Origin of the sequence: Acinetobacter sp. YH12131 (assembly GCF_013418635.1) — a bacterium.
Classification (GTDB): domain Bacteria; phylum Pseudomonadota; class Gammaproteobacteria; order Pseudomonadales; family Moraxellaceae; genus Acinetobacter; species Acinetobacter towneri.
On record NZ_VPBQ01000012.1, the window covers coordinates 1 to 14,064 of the forward strand.

General features: G+C 40.6%; 13 protein-coding genes. 6 read left to right on the plus strand and 7 right to left on the minus strand.

Annotation, left to right across the window (positions count from 1 at the left end):
* Window positions 1–182 precede the first annotated feature (182 nt).
* Both FTU66_RS09435 and FTU66_RS09440 read right to left on the minus strand, forming a co-directional pair.
* Complete coding sequence (locus FTU66_RS09435; protein ID WP_180112737.1) at window positions 183–1,511, minus strand: hemolysin family protein; 1,329 nt, start codon at window positions 1,509–1,511, stop codon at window positions 183–185.
* 137 nt (window positions 1,512–1,648) lie between these two features.
* Window positions 1,649–2,638, minus strand: coding sequence for a LysR family transcriptional regulator (locus tag FTU66_RS09440; RefSeq protein WP_004977282.1), 990 nt, complete (start codon window positions 2,636–2,638; stop codon window positions 1,649–1,651).
* Window positions 2,639–3,283: 645 nt separating this feature from the next.
* Between FTU66_RS09440 and FTU66_RS09445 the strand changes: the two genes are divergently transcribed.
* Window positions 3,284–4,885 (plus strand): isocitrate lyase, encoded by a 1,602-nt coding sequence (locus FTU66_RS09445; protein WP_004977281.1) that lies wholly within the window; start codon window positions 3,284–3,286, stop codon window positions 4,883–4,885.
* 127 nt (window positions 4,886–5,012) lie between these two features.
* Here the strand turns inward: FTU66_RS09445 and FTU66_RS09450 are convergent, their stop codons facing one another.
* Complete coding sequence (locus tag FTU66_RS09450; RefSeq protein WP_257222082.1) at window positions 5,013–5,750, minus strand: copper resistance protein NlpE N-terminal domain-containing protein; 738 nt, start codon at window positions 5,748–5,750, stop codon at window positions 5,013–5,015.
* 449 nt (window positions 5,751–6,199) lie between these two features.
* Between FTU66_RS09450 and FTU66_RS09455 the strand changes: the two genes are divergently transcribed.
* Window positions 6,200–6,826 (plus strand): 1-acyl-sn-glycerol-3-phosphate acyltransferase, encoded by a 627-nt coding sequence (locus tag FTU66_RS09455; RefSeq protein ID WP_154320477.1) that lies wholly within the window; start codon window positions 6,200–6,202, stop codon window positions 6,824–6,826.
* Window positions 6,827–6,873: 47 nt separating this feature from the next.
* Here FTU66_RS09455 and ykgO read toward each other — a convergent pair whose 3' ends face one another.
* The 3 genes from ykgO to mrdA all read right to left on the minus strand — a co-directional run bounded on the left by ykgO (window position 6,874) and on the right by mrdA (window position 9,753).
* On the minus strand, window positions 6,874–6,996 hold the full coding sequence (gene ykgO, locus FTU66_RS09460; protein WP_026438469.1) for a type B 50S ribosomal protein L36: 123 nt from the start codon (window positions 6,994–6,996) through the stop codon (window positions 6,874–6,876).
* Window positions 6,997–7,101: 105 nt separating this feature from the next.
* Window positions 7,102–7,659 (minus strand): 16S rRNA (guanine(966)-N(2))-methyltransferase RsmD, encoded by a 558-nt coding sequence (rsmD, locus tag FTU66_RS09465; protein WP_180112738.1) that lies wholly within the window; start codon window positions 7,657–7,659, stop codon window positions 7,102–7,104.
* Between the two features lie 3 nt (window positions 7,660–7,662).
* Complete coding sequence (gene mrdA, locus FTU66_RS09470) at window positions 7,663–9,753, minus strand: penicillin-binding protein 2 (protein WP_096901482.1); 2,091 nt, start codon at window positions 9,751–9,753, stop codon at window positions 7,663–7,665.
* A 254-nt stretch (window positions 9,754–10,007) separates the two neighbouring features.
* On the opposite strand from mrdA, the gene FTU66_RS09475 reads away from it, so the two are divergent.
* From FTU66_RS09475 to FTU66_RS09490, 4 genes are all read left to right on the plus strand, one after another.
* Window positions 10,008–10,526, plus strand: coding sequence for a hypothetical protein (locus tag FTU66_RS09475; RefSeq protein WP_004970721.1), 519 nt, complete (start codon window positions 10,008–10,010; stop codon window positions 10,524–10,526).
* Window positions 10,527–10,589: 63 nt separating this feature from the next.
* Window positions 10,590–11,906: a hypothetical protein gene (locus tag FTU66_RS09480; protein WP_004970719.1), complete on the plus strand. Its 1,317-nt coding sequence runs from the start codon at window positions 10,590–10,592 to the stop codon at window positions 11,904–11,906.
* Window positions 11,907–11,987: 81 nt separating this feature from the next.
* Window positions 11,988–12,647 (plus strand): adenylate kinase, encoded by a 660-nt coding sequence (adk, locus tag FTU66_RS09485; RefSeq protein WP_004970717.1) that lies wholly within the window; start codon window positions 11,988–11,990, stop codon window positions 12,645–12,647.
* Window positions 12,648–12,775: 128 nt separating this feature from the next.
* On the plus strand, window positions 12,776–12,979 hold the full coding sequence (locus FTU66_RS09490) for a hypothetical protein (RefSeq protein ID WP_004970716.1): 204 nt from the start codon (window positions 12,776–12,778) through the stop codon (window positions 12,977–12,979).
* Window positions 12,980–13,307: 328 nt separating this feature from the next.
* On the opposite strand, the gene nth is transcribed toward FTU66_RS09490, so the two are convergent.
* A complete protein-coding gene (nth, locus tag FTU66_RS09495) occupies window positions 13,308–13,997 on the minus strand; it encodes an endonuclease III (RefSeq protein ID WP_178867175.1) in 690 nt (229 codons plus the stop codon).
* Window positions 13,998–14,064 lie beyond the last annotated feature (67 nt).

Genomic DNA, 14,064 nt, shown 5'->3' on the forward strand with positions numbered 1-14,064 from the left:
TCTCCAGTCAGTGCTTGTCCTGACTGGAGTTGTTTTAAGGCTGTTTCAAAATCAAATGTAGTTGCCATAATGCATCATTCCTGTTTTTAACAGTTTAAGGAAATGACACAGTTTTTTGAACACTACCAAGCACTACATCATTTAAGATGTAGTGCTTTTTTATTATCGTGTTTAGCACATGGTTATTCTTCTGTTGCTACAGCATTTGCGTTGTCCAAAGGTTCTACAATGCGCGTTACCAAGAGTTGGTCAATTTTAAAATGATCGACATCGACCACTTCAAATTTATAACCATCAAATAACACTGAGTCTGCAGGTCGTGGAATTTTTCGCAATTTGTACATCATAAAACCTGCAATAGTTTCATAGTTTTCATCATCGGGCATTTCATCAATTTGCAGTGCATGTTTAATGTCTTCAATTGGGGTGCTGCCATCAATCAACCATGAGTTATTGTCACGTTTAATAATTTGCTGATCTTCTTCAATGGGTGTCACCCAATCGCCCATCACAGTAATCATAATATCAGACAGGGTAATTACGCCCACAACCAAAGCATATTCATTAATGACTACGGCAAATTTTTCTTTGGTAGAGCGGAAACGGTCTAAGACTTCAGACAGCGTGAGTGTATCTGGAATGGTTAATACATTACGGATGGTGCTTTCATTTAGTTGTAGTAAAGATTGATTATTGAGGATTCTGACCAAAATATCTTTGGCATCAACATAACCAATCACATCATCAATATTTTCGCTACAGACCAAAAATTTGGAATAAGGATATTCTGCAAGTTTTTGACGAATACTGGCTTCAGATTCCTTTAGGGTAAAAAACACCACATTTTCACGTGTAGTCATACTCGAAGGCACGTTACGTTCTTCAAGTTCAAACACGTTTTCAATAAAGTGATGTTCCTGCTTTTGTAAAACACCTGCTTGAGCGCCTGCATCCATGACTGCAGAAATATCATCAAATGTAATATTGTCTTCGCGCGTGGTGTTTACTTTGAATAAACGGAACAGCACGTTGGCAATCGCATTAATCATCCATGCCAAAGGCTTGCATATCCGAATAAAAATTTGAATCGGATTAATCACCGATACCGCAATTTTTTCAGGGGCGATCATTGCCAAACGCTTAGGCATTAGGTCGGCAAATAAAATAAACAGCGAAGTCACTAAGGTAAATGACAAGGCAAAACTAAGCGTTTCAGCCCATGGTCCTTGATAGAAGCGCACAACTAAGTTGTAAAAATAAGGACGGAATGCGCCTTCACCTAAAATACCACCTAAAATGGCAACTGCGTTTAAGCCAATTTGTGAGGCAGCAAAAAAATCAGCTGAGTTTTCTTGTAGGTCTAAAACTTTTTGGGCACGTTCATCGCCTGATTCGGCTAGAATTTTCAGTTTAACTTTACGTGCACCAGCCAACGCAATTTCAGTCAGCGATAAAAAACCAGCTCCGACAATGAGGATGAGGATAATAACAATATTCTGGAAGAGGCTCACGAATCCACCTGTGGATTATATTATTTTAAATATAACAATTTGAATCTTTATTAAATCATGATTAAACAATGAGGAATATCGAAATATTCCTCATCTGAGTATAAGCGTTTGTGCCAATAAGTTCAGTGAATTTTTAATTAATAGGCTGAAAATTGAGAGTTATTCAGTAAAAACTCACGGTTTTCTTCTTCAATCATTTGGCGCGCTACATATAAAATCAATTGGCGTAACCAACGGTGTGCAGGGTGATGATGTAACAACGGACACCATGCCATCTTTAATTCAAATTCTGGAATATAAAATGGTGGGTCTTTAATCAGTAAGCTTTGGCTTTTGGCTTGTAAGCGCGCAATACGTGTAGGTAAGGTTGCGACTAAATCTACATTAGACGCGAGTAGTGCAGGCATTTGATAATGACGGGTAAACACCGAAATTTTACGTTTTTGTCCAATACGCTCTAAAGCTTGATCAATCCAACCCAGTCCCGCTTGTTTCTCTGGATTCACACCAAAACCAACGCCCATACCTGTTTTAGAAACCCAAATATGTTGTGCATCTAAGTAGCTTTTTAAATTCAGGTTATTGGCAGCAGGGTGTTTGTGATTGAGCAGGCAAGAAAAACTATCACGCCAAACTAAAACCTGATGGAAACTTTGTGGAATTTCATTAAAACGGTTAATCGCCAAATCGACTTTACCTTGTTCCATGTCGCGATAAGACACATCACTCGGGGTTAAAAAGTCTAATACCACATTAGGTGCTTCAGAGCGTAAAGCTTTAACCAAGCGTGGGACTAATGTGGCTTCTGCGTAATCGGAGGTCATAATCCGAAATACACGATTTGAAGTATAAGGGCGGAACTCAGTACGCGGCTCCAAAATCATAGAAAGGTCAGATAAGGCATCGCGGATACGCGGTTGTAATTCTAAGGCACGTTCAGTTGGCGTCATGCCTTCAGAAGAACGAATCAGCAGGGGATCATTAAATAAATTGCGCAAACGACGTAAAATGTTACTCATCGCAGGTTGGGTAACGCCCAATTGTTCTGCAGCACGGGTTACATTTTTTTCACGAAGTAAGACGTCAAGATAAATTAATAGATTAAGATCAACCCGCTCCAGATTCATAAAATAAATACCGAAAATAAAATCACTAAATTATTGGAATTATGCCATAAGCCGTAAGGCTTGTGTATAAATTATGATGAAAAAATCGACGAGATAAACAGCAAAAAATCTGAATAAAAACAGCCAGCCCCATCATTATTTCCTAAAGAAATGTAGGTTGCCTAGTACTGCATCTATACTTTTTAATCTTAAATGCAAAAACACTTAAAAGCATTGGCAGAACTGATAGCAGATTCTATTTTGTATGAAACTTATGCACTTACATTGCGCTGAAAAGCAGCAAAATTTTGCTAAAAAATGGCAGAAATCGCCAATGCAAGCATTTTTTATGAAATGCAAGACTTAAGTCTAATGCAGAAAATATCGGCACAGAGATGAATTTGTAAGCAAAGATATTTGATTGATTTTCTAAATAAGGTTTTTAAAATCAATATGTTGTGTTTTTATTGTTTTTGTGAATTAAGACTTTGATCTATACATTTTTTTAAAAAATACCGAGAATTACACGAGAATATTGGATTAATTCATTCAGTCACTCTACTCTGTATTCATCGTAACGAAGTGCTCTAAATCTGAGCAATCAAGCATAAGCGCGATTTAGCCTTCGATTGATAAATCCTAAATAATATTACAGGGTACAATATCATGACTACATACCAAACAGCGATTGATGCAATCCGCGAATTAAAAGCAAAATTCGGCAACACTTGGGCAGACATCAGTCCTGAAGATGCTGCGCGTATGCAAATGCAAAACCGTTTCAAAACTGGTTTAGATATTGCTAAATATACAGCTGCGATTATGCGTCGTGATATGGCTGCTTATGATGCTGATTCAAGCAAATACACTCAATCTTTAGGTTGCTGGCACGGTTTTGTTGCGCAACAAAAAATGATTGCGAACAAAAAATACTTCGGTACTACTGAACGCCGTTATATCTACCTTTCTGGTTGGATGGTTGCTGCACTTCGTTCAGAATTCGGTCCACTTCCTGACCAATCTATGCACGAAAAAACTTCTGTTCCTGCATTGATCGAAGAAATCTACACATTCTTACGTCAAGCTGACGCGAAAGAATTAAACGATTTGTTCCGCGCACTTAAAAAAGCACAAGACGCTGGTGATACTGCTAAAGCTGCTGAAATCACTGCTCAAATCGACAACTTTGAAACTCACGTTGTGCCAATCATTGCGGACATCGACGCTGGTTTCGGTAACGAAGAAGCAACTTACTTATTAGCTAAGAAAATGATCGAAGCGGGTGCATGTGCACTTCAAATCGAAAACCAAGTTTCTGACGCGAAACAATGTGGTCACCAAGCTGGTAAAGTAACTGTTCCACACGAAGACTTCATCGCTAAAATCCACGCGTTACGTTATGCGTTCTTAGAAATGGGTCTTGACGACGGTATCATCGTTGCACGTACTGACTCTGAAGGCGCTGACTTAACTCAAAAAATCCCAGTAGTTAAAGAGCCAGGCGACATCGCTTCTCAATACATCAGCTACTTAGACACTCAAGAAATTGACATCTCTGAAGCGAAAGAAGACGAAATCCTAATCAAGCGTGATGGTAAATTACACCGTCCTAAGCGTTTAGCTTCTGGCTTGTACCAGTTCCGTGAAGGCACTCAAATTGACCGCGTTGTACTTGACTGTGTAACTAGCTTACAAAACGGTGCTGACCTTCTTTGGATCGAAACTGCGACTCCAAACGTAGAAGAAATCGCTCACATGGTTAACCGTGTACGTGAAGTTGTGCCAAATGCGAAACTTGTTTACAACAACTCTCCATCATTCAACTGGACACTGAACTTCCGTCAACAAGCGTACGACCGTTGGGTTGCTGAAGGTAAAGACGTATCTGCATACGACCGCGCTAAATTAATGAGCGCTGAGTACGACGATTCTGAATTGGCTGCTGAAGCTGATGAAAAAGTACGTACATTCCAAGCAGACGCTTCTCGTGAAGCAGGCGTGTTCCACCACTTGATCACTCTGCCTACTTACCACACAGCTGCTCTTTCTACTCACGAGCTTGCTCAAGGTTACTTCGGTTCTGAAGGTATGTTGGCTTATGTTGCTGGCGTACAACGTAAAGAAATCCGCGGTGGTATCGCTTGTGTTAAACACCAAGCAATGGCTGGTTCTGACATCGGTGACGATCACAAAGAAATTTTCTCTGGTGACAACGCGCTTAAAGCAGCGGACGAAGCTAAAAACACAATGAACCAATTCAACGCGTAATCGCTTGATGGTTTAAAAGAAAACCCTGCTGATGCAGGGTTTTTTTATGGCTATTTAAAATAGTCAAAGAACTTTGAAACATCCTTAAATTGATGTTCCTTCATTTATGAAATGCAGCAGCTGTAACCTATTTAATTTTGATCACATCTGCCTCTACAGAAGCAGGGTAATGGAAAGACACCTTAATCCATTGTTTTTGTTGTGCAGGAATTGGTTCTAAAAAATGCGGATCGACTACGGCTGCATATTCTTGATATTGCTGATCGACCAAAACCAAGTCATTGGCATGTAATTGTAATGCTTGATCAGATTGATTGTGAATTGCCAGAAAATAATCGTGTGCCATCACAGGGTCGTTTAATTCTTTGACCTCAACATTTTGTACGTGTTCAGCCTGAATATCGACATGCTTCAGGGCATTACTGACTTGCATATTTTCTACAGGATGTAAGAAAACCTGAGTTTCATTTTTCTGCTGATTTTGTGTCTTTTTCTGATTGTATAAGCTGAATTTAAGACCGTGAGCTGTGAGTTGAATACGTGCATAGGCTTGCCCATTTTCTGTATTGAGCAACCATTCATTTGCCGTGTTTTGCGATGGGTGTTGGTTCTGTTTGTCTTGCTGATTGTTGTCCTGAGCAGCTTGAATCGTTCCCGCCACTTGGTTTTCGCGCTGCCGCTGTTTCGAGCGTTTAATGTCGATGAGTTGAAAGGTTTGATCATCATTCAGGCGTAAATGAATCACATGCTGTTCACAGTTGTCACAAGGCAATAAGGCTCTAAAGTTACCTGTAGCTTGTCCTGTCCATGAAGTTGCTGAATTTTGAACTTCAGTTTTGGGCGTAATTTGTGGCTCAGAAGGCAAAGCGGATTGATATTCCCTGCTTGGATCAGTTGATCCGCAAGCTACTAAAAATAAGCTAAGTGTACTGAGTGCAATCGGTTAACGATTCAGCATAAATGTTCTGAACTTCAAACTTGTCTTGCTGCCACCTTAAACTTTCACCTTGTATCTGAAAAGCCAATTTGCCTTATTTTTAATGAAGATTTGTAGCAAATCATAACAAGCCAGATGTTTTAAAGTTTTAAGTTTCACTTCAAGGATTACATCGGATTAGACCGTAAATAACTCAGCAAACTGTGCGTAAATTTATATATTTACCATTTTAAACTTGCTTGAATCTAGCAATGAATAAGCGCAAAAACAGTATGATTTTGCATGGAATGACAAAAATAAGATGAGTGCAGGAAATTTTTATACATTTATAAAGTATTTGTTTATTTATTCGTCGTTTTAGACTTTTGTATTTGTCGATGCTTGCTAAAATTCGCACACTTTATTTGGGGTATGCGGTTGTGTTTGAAAAGTTAGCTGAGCGAAGCTTAAATTTAATGGGTTGGGAAATCGACAATCATTGTCCGTTGGAATTAGACCAATATGTGATGATTGCTGCACCGCATACCAGTAATTGGGATGCCTTATATGCACGCTTAGGGCTTAAAGCTTTGGGCGTTAATGTTCGCTTGACCATTAAAGACAGCTATATGAAATTGCCGTTTGGACCATTTGTCCGTGCGATGGGAGGTATTGGTATAGACCGTCGTCCGAAAGCACCAGGCGAAGCACGACCTAGTATGGTTCAGCTCATGACGGACTTATTTAAAAACCATCCTAAATTGGTGATGTTGGTGACGCCTGAAGCCACACGTGCGCGTCAAGAACAATGGAAAACAGGTTTTTATCATGTTGCGTTAAATGCAGGTGTGCCAATTGCTTTGGCGTATATGGATTACGCAAAAAAGAAAACGGGTGTGGGAAAAATTGTGCATCCAACCGGTGATTTTGAAAAAGATATGGCTGAAATCATGGCATTTTATGCGCAGGTTCAAGCAAAATTTCCTGAAAGTTTTTGTGTCGATACACGTTACTATTCAGAATAAGCACACTATTTCAGTGTAATAATCTATCAAAACTAAAAGACAGGGGATTATCCCTGTCTTGCTTTAAAACGTGGATTGGATTTGCAAATCACAAATAATTTGCCACGACGTTTCACAATTTGACAATCGGCACGCGATTTTGCACTTTTTAAAGATGAACGAACTTTCATGAAGATAAACACTACAATATGTAATGTTATAATATTACATTAATAGATGACTCTTGAAAAGTGTCGATAGTCATAAAATTACCGCGTATCTTTTAAGGAGAAAATTTAAACAACAATCTTTTGGTATAAGCTCGCACGTACAGTTCCCGCTTTGCTCTCTTTAACTTTTTGCCAAGTCTGCGGTAATTTTAACAGGTTTAAATCACGATCTGCTTCAACATAAATCAGACCTTGTGCCGCAATGAGTGGATCAGCCAACCCTGCCAATTCTTCCCATAAATCTAAACTATAAGGCGGGTCTAAAAATACCAAATCAAACTGATCTTTTAGTGTCGCCAAAGCATGTTGTGCGGTAGAAACTTTTAATTGTGCTTTGCTTTTATTGACGCGTAATAATTCTAAATTTTGCTGTAAAAACTGTGCTTGTGTACGGTTTGGCTCAATCATGACCACGTGTGCCGCACCGCGAGACAGGGCTTCAAAAGCTAAAGCGCCCGAACCTGAACAGAGGTCTAACACTTTGGCGTTTTGCACATCCCACATTAACCAGTTGAATAAGGTTTCGCGCACTCGGTCGGGCGTAGGGCGTAATCCCTCAATTGAAGCAAAAGCCAACTGACGACGTTTCCATTCTCCACCAATAATGCGTAGTTGATTTTTCATGGCTTAGTCGCTCTCAATTGGGTTAGTGGGTACAACTGCTGTTGGCGCAGTTGCAGGTGGATTGGTTGGAGCTGAACTCGGAGTAGTTTGCGAAGGATTTGGGTTGAGCGCAGGGTGATTGGTTGCTGTATTCGGATTATTCACGTTATTCGTATTTGGTGCAGTAGATGAAGGGACTTCACCACTTGGCAATTCACTTGGTTTTAAACCTGCAGTCATTAAGCCACCACTCACTTGTGCGGCAGATGGACGAATTGGCTTTTTATTTTTATTCAGTAACCAATAGTCTAAAATTGGACGCGCCAAAGCCGTTGCTGCAGAACCACCGCGACCATTTTCTAGAATGATGGCAATTGCGATTTCAGGGTTTTCGGCAGGAGCGAAGCCAACAAATAAACCGTGGTCAAGCTGACGGTCGGTCAATAAGGCTTCGTTATAGCGTTTACCTTGCGCAATACTTTTAACCTGTGCTGTACCTGTTTTACCTGCAACTGAATATTGCAAGCCGCCTTTAATCCCTTTACCTGTACCTGATTGAATCACATCAACCATGGCATCACGCATTTTAATCCAGTCTTCTTCTGTGCCGTTAAAGTCAATTTTTCCGTTGGTACCATTGTGAACTTTAAATGGTTTCGCGCCACGACTTTCACGTAACACGTGCGGTGTGACTTTAAATCCTTTGTTGGCGGTGATGGCGGTGGCCATTGCTAATTGCAATGGTGTCGAGGTAAATGCACCCTGACCAATACTGACGGAAATTGTTTCACCTTTCATCCATTTGGCTTTGCGCGTACGCATTTTCCAGTCCGGGTTTGGGTAGAGTCCTGTGCTTTCACTTGGTAAATCGACCCCAGTTTTTTCACTAAAGCCAAATTGACGCATCCAGTCGTTCATTTTTTCAATGCCCATGCGATACGACAATACATAGAAGTAGGTATCACACGACACGACTTGAGCTTTGTGCATATCGACAATGCCATGCCCAGTTTTTTTATGGTCACGGAAACGGTGGCTGTCGCCTGGTAAAGTGAAATAACCATAATCCTGAATGGCGGTTTTCCAGTCGACATAGCCATAATGAATACCGCCTAAACCAAACATCGGCTTAATGGTAGAACCCGGTGGATAAACACCTTGTACTGCACGGTTATAGAGTGGTTGATCTAAATTATCGCGTAAGGCAGAGTAGTCGGTATGGCTAATACCTGTGACAAATAAGTTAGGGTTAAAACTCGGACTGGAGACTAAAGCTAAAATTTCACCTGTACGTGGGTCAAGTGCCACAATTGCACCACGGCGTTCTGCCAGTTGTTCAGAGGCGACCACTTGCAAGCCATAATCCAATGACAAAAACAAATCATTGCCACGTACAGGGTCTTTACGTCCTAAATTGCGCAGCACATTACCATGTGCATCGGCTTCTACAGATTCGTTGCCGGGTACGCCATGTAGCAAGTGCTCATACGATTTCTCCACCCCAATTTTGCCAATCAAGTTGGTGCCTGCATAAGCATCTTTGTCAATTTCTTTCAGTTCTTTGTCGTTAATGCGCCCGACATAACCAATCACGTGCGCAAATAAGTCACCATGCGGATAGTAACGTGTCATCTGGGTTTCAATATTGACCCCAGGGAACTGAAATTTAACTTCACTAAAACGGGCAATATCCGATTCATTTAAATTCAGCTTGATCGATACACGTTCAGTTTTACGTGAAGTTTTAATCCGACTTTTAAAGCGATCGATATCTTCTTCTGTCAGTTGTAAAACAGGTGTCAGTCGCGCAATGGTATCGTCAATATCTTCAACATCTGCACGGCTTAAAGTGGCTGAGAACACAGGGTAGTTATCTGCCAATAACACACCATTGCGGTCATAAATATAACCACGTGCAGGTGCGAGTGGTTGTAGCCGAATTCGGTTTTTATCTGATGCAGTCGCAAATTCATCGTAGCCGCTAATTTGTAAAAAGGCATAACGAGCCACCAACAGCAGCAAGAAAAAAACCACAACACCCACCGAAAAAAAGATGCGATTGCGAAAAATACGCTTCTCTTGCTGAGCATTTTTTAACGGATAGTGTTGTTTCATACAAAAATTGGCTTAACAAAAATGAGGGAGAACGAATTTGGACTATTCTAACGCATCTATTGGCAATTTTGAGTAACCATGTTTGACTGAATTGCCCGATTTAACCTAGAAGATGGGCGCAATCTTAATTTTTGACTTTAGCGACATCAAAATTGTAATTTGCTGTATATAAGAATCCTGACAATTCTGCTAGAGTCAAAACACGAAAACAGGACTGTTTTTAAAATTAAAACAAATGGACACTGGTGACAATAATGACAAAAGTCTATTCTTTCGTGGCATTACTTGCCTTTTCAAGTTTTAGCTTTGCTGGGAACACTACTTTTTTACCTGAAGCAAAAATTAGCGCAGATAGCGCAAAAACCTGGAATGTAGGGGCGGGTATTACCCAAAAATTACTGCATTTGAATGGTGAATGGGTCAATCCTTATGGCATTGCCTATCTAAAAGCGGGGGCTTTTTTAAATGGTGACCATGAAGTCGGTGGGCAAACAGGTTTTCGTTACCCATACCACCTCACAGGTAAAGACAAAAATGGTTATTATATTGGCGCTTACGCAGGACACCTAGAATCTAAATGGGTGGATGGTGAAGAAAAAGCGCGTTTAGGTGCAGGCATTGATCTGGCTTATGTATTACTGAGCCCTGAACGCATCAGTAGCTTTAGTGTTGGCATTGGCGCAGGTGAAAAATTGGAAGATCGACAAGGGCGAGTGATTGCGGAAACTGAGCCTAGACTACAATTTTCCTATACGCTCAGTATGGGTTTGTAGTCAGAATAGTGACTTTTAACTACTTTAGAATCTTGTAATTAGAACTAAATATGGAAAAAATGCATGCTTGAGTACGTCAATCAGTTGTGGCAAACCTTTTTGAATCGTCCAGATTTTTGGGCCGTGCTCAGTATTATTCCTGTGACTGCTTTTGTGACTTGGGCGCACGTGTGGATGGCACTAAAAATGGTGTTCTATCCAATTAGCTTTTGGGGCTTTCACCTTGGGCCTATTCCTGTGGGATGGCAGGGGATTGTACCGCGTAAAGCAGGGCGTATTTCAGGCATCATTACCGATAACACATTGTCAAAATTAGGTTCATTGCGTGAGTTTCTCAATGCTATGGACCCTGAAGATATGGCGCGTATTATTGGTGAGCAAGTGGGTTTTGAACTTGAGCACTTAATTGATGAGGTCATGTTAGACCGCAATGCTGTGCTTTGGGAAAACCTACCGTATTCGATTAAACGCCGTATTTACGCACAGGCGCATAAACAATTGCCAGGTGTGCTGCGTGAATTGGTGACTGAACTGACCTTGAATGTTGAATCCTTGGTGGATATGCGTGAAATGGTGGTCAGCCAAATGGAAGGTGATCGCCGCTTAATGGTGCGTATGTTCCTAAAAGTCGGTCAAAAAGAAATTAACTTTATTTGGCATATCAGTGCATTGATTGGGATGTTCTTTGGTATTTTCCAAATGATTGTTTGGTTTCTTGTACCATGGCACTGGACGGTTCCATTTTGGGCGGCAATTTGGGGCTTCTTGACCAACTGGATTGCGATTTGGATGGTATTTAACCCAGTCGAACCACATTACGTGAAATATCCGCAGTTCTTTAAATTGACTGAAAATCGTCAATTTCCATGGATTAAGCCAGTGATTCCACGCATTGGGACTTATAATATTCAGGGTGCGTTCATGAAACGCCAAGAAGAAGTCTCGGATGTGTTTGCAACGGTAGTCACAGAAGATCTGATTACGTTAAAATCGATTATGACTGAAATGATGTATGGCAGTAAAAAAGACAAAACCCGCCGTATTGTCAAACGCCACATCAACGAAATTATGGAAACACCATTGGTTCGTACCTCTTTACAGTTGTCTTTGGGGCCAAAAGAGTATGCCAAACTCAAGACTGACTTGATTGATCGTTCGATTGAAATTACGATGGTGCCTGTATGCGACCCTGCCTTTAATGCGAGCCGTGCACAGAAAATTTATCAAATGTTCAGAGATCGTATTCGTGAACTGACGCCAAAAGAATTCCAGAATCTCTTGCGTCCTGCCTTTCAGGAAGATGAGTGGATTTTAATTGTCTTGGGTGGTGTAACTGGTTTTATTGCTGGTTTAATACATTTGTTTGTCGCTTTCTTATAAGAGGATGCTGGCTGCGTAAAGGGCGATGGCTCTGATATGCAACGAGTGTCAAATACATTGTTAAAATGAGGATGTTTTTTTATGCGCATTATCTTACTCGGACCACCTGGAGCAGGCAAAGGTACACAAGCTCAGTTGATCTGTAAGCGCTACAATATCCCACAAATTTCAACCGGTGATATGCTCCGTGCTGCAATTCGTGAAGGTACTGAATTAGGTCTACAAGCCAAAAGCGTCATGGACGGTGGCGGTTTGGTATCTGATGAACTGATCATTGGCTTAGTGAAAGAGCGTATTGCGCAGCCAGATTGCGTGAATGGTTGTATTTTTGATGGTTTCCCTCGCACTATTCCACAAGCTGAAGCCTTGGAAAGCGAAGGCATCAATATCGACCACGTGATTGAAATTGATGTTGCAGACGAAGAAATCGTACAACGTTTGTCTGGTCGTCGTCAGCACCCTGCATCTGGTCGTATTTATCACCTTGTTTACAATCCACCAAAAGTGGAAGGTAAAGATGACGAAACTGGCGAAGATTTGGTTCAACGTCCAGATGACCAAGAAGAAACCATTCGTAAGCGTTTAAAAGCGTATCACTCAGAAACTGAGCAATTGGTTGGCTTCTATCAAGGTCGTGCTGCTTCTGGTGAAAATGCACCAAGCTATAACAAATTGAATGGTCTTCGTCCAATTGAAGAAGTTCAAGCAGATTTGTTTGCTATTTTAGACCAAGCAAAATAAGTCTAGGTCTTAGACCAAGTCTGTTTAAAAGAAAATAAAATCGTTTAAACAGGCTGCTTGTTTTGACTTTAAAAGAGTCCTGATTCATATTAGGGCTCTTTTTATTTGTTTCAGTTTGGGAGAGTGCTTTGCAACATGCTGCTGTGATCATCATGTTATTGGCAAGTATTGCCGTTTTAGGCTTTCTTGTTTTTGTGAGCTATAAGTTGTTGCGCAACACACAAGCTCAGAATTCGGCTGAAAAAAAATCAGGCAAGCACTATCAATTGCATCCGAAACTTAAACAACAGCAAGAGCAACAACGTCAGTCTGAAGATTCTCAGGATAAATAAACCATCACACATCTGCAAAAGATTGCAATTTTAAATTTGGGCAGTTTTTATAAAACCTTATGAAAAAGAATAAAATTCTATTAATAATTCTTGTGGTTGGTATTATTACTTTAGGTATTGTAATTTTTATAAAATCTCAAGCAGTTACAGAGACAAAAAGATTAGGTAACGGTGAAAATACCAACCATGAAGAAACAAGTTCATCTCTGTACAATCTTGTGCATAGATTGCACAGTTATCCACACGATTTTGGATGATCCACATTGCTTTGATGATCTAGCTTGTCATCAATAAGTTTAGATCACTTTGCAAAAGTCTACCGAAGCACTTACTTAGATATGGGCGCGTGATGAATTTCATGCAGCGTAGTATGACGATGTGCACCAAATTCAAAGCGATCAGGCCAGTTACACACATCTGACACCACACATTCAGCGCATTTAGGCTTACGCGCAATACAACAATAACGGCCATGTAAAATTAGCCAGTGATGCGAGTCAATTAAAAATTCTTTAGGAATGACTTTAATCAAACGGTGTTCGACTTCTAAAACATTTTTACCTACAGCTAAACCTGTGCGGTTACCTAAGCGGAAAATATGCGTATCGACCGCCATGGTTGGCTGTCCAAACGCGGTATTTAAGACCACATTGGCAGTTTTACGTCCCACGCCAGGCAAGGCTTCTAAATCGGCACGATTATCAGGCACGATGCTGCCGTGTTTTTCGATGAGAATTTTGCAGGTTTTAATGACATTTTCTGCTTTGGAATTATACAACCCGATGGTTTTAATATATTCCTTTAAACCTTCCACACCTAAGGCATAAATCGCTTCGGGCGTATTGGCAACAGGAAACAGTTTGTCGGTGGCTTTATTGACGCTGACATCGGTCGCTTGTGCAGATAAGGTCACCGCAATCAGCAATTCAAATGGATTGGAAAAATTCAGTTCAGTGGTCGGATTTGGGCGTTGTTCACGTAAGCGCTCAAAAAAAGTCTGAATTTGCTTTTTGGTCATATTTTTAGACGGCTTTTCTTTGAGCGTGGTGCTTTTGGCAGTCGTTGTTTTAACCGCTTTATTGGTC

Coding starts and splice junctions, on each gene's coding strand:
- FTU66_RS09440 (WP_004977282.1), bottom strand. CDS start 2,638: ATGAATCTGGAGCGGGTTGATCTTAATCTATTAATTTATCTTGACGTC.
- FTU66_RS09445 (WP_004977281.1), top strand. CDS start 3,284: ATGACTACATACCAAACAGCGATTGATGCAATCCGCGAATTAAAAGCA.
- FTU66_RS09455 (WP_154320477.1), top strand. CDS start 6,200: ATGCTTGCTAAAATTCGCACACTTTATTTGGGGTATGCGGTTGTGTTT.
- ykgO (WP_026438469.1), bottom strand. CDS start 6,996: ATGAAAGTTCGTTCATCTTTAAAAAGTGCAAAATCGCGTGCCGATTGT.
- rsmD (WP_180112738.1), bottom strand. CDS start 7,659: ATGAAAAATCAACTACGCATTATTGGTGGAGAATGGAAACGTCGTCAG.
- mrdA (WP_096901482.1), bottom strand. CDS start 9,753: ATGAAACAACACTATCCGTTAAAAAATGCTCAGCAAGAGAAGCGTATT.
- FTU66_RS09475 (WP_004970721.1), top strand. CDS start 10,008: ATGACAAAAGTCTATTCTTTCGTGGCATTACTTGCCTTTTCAAGTTTT.
- FTU66_RS09480 (WP_004970719.1), top strand. CDS start 10,590: ATGCTTGAGTACGTCAATCAGTTGTGGCAAACCTTTTTGAATCGTCCA.
- adk (WP_004970717.1), top strand. CDS start 11,988: ATGCGCATTATCTTACTCGGACCACCTGGAGCAGGCAAAGGTACACAA.
- nth (WP_178867175.1), bottom strand. CDS start 13,997: ATGACCAAAAAGCAAATTCAGACTTTTTTTGAGCGCTTACGTGAACAA.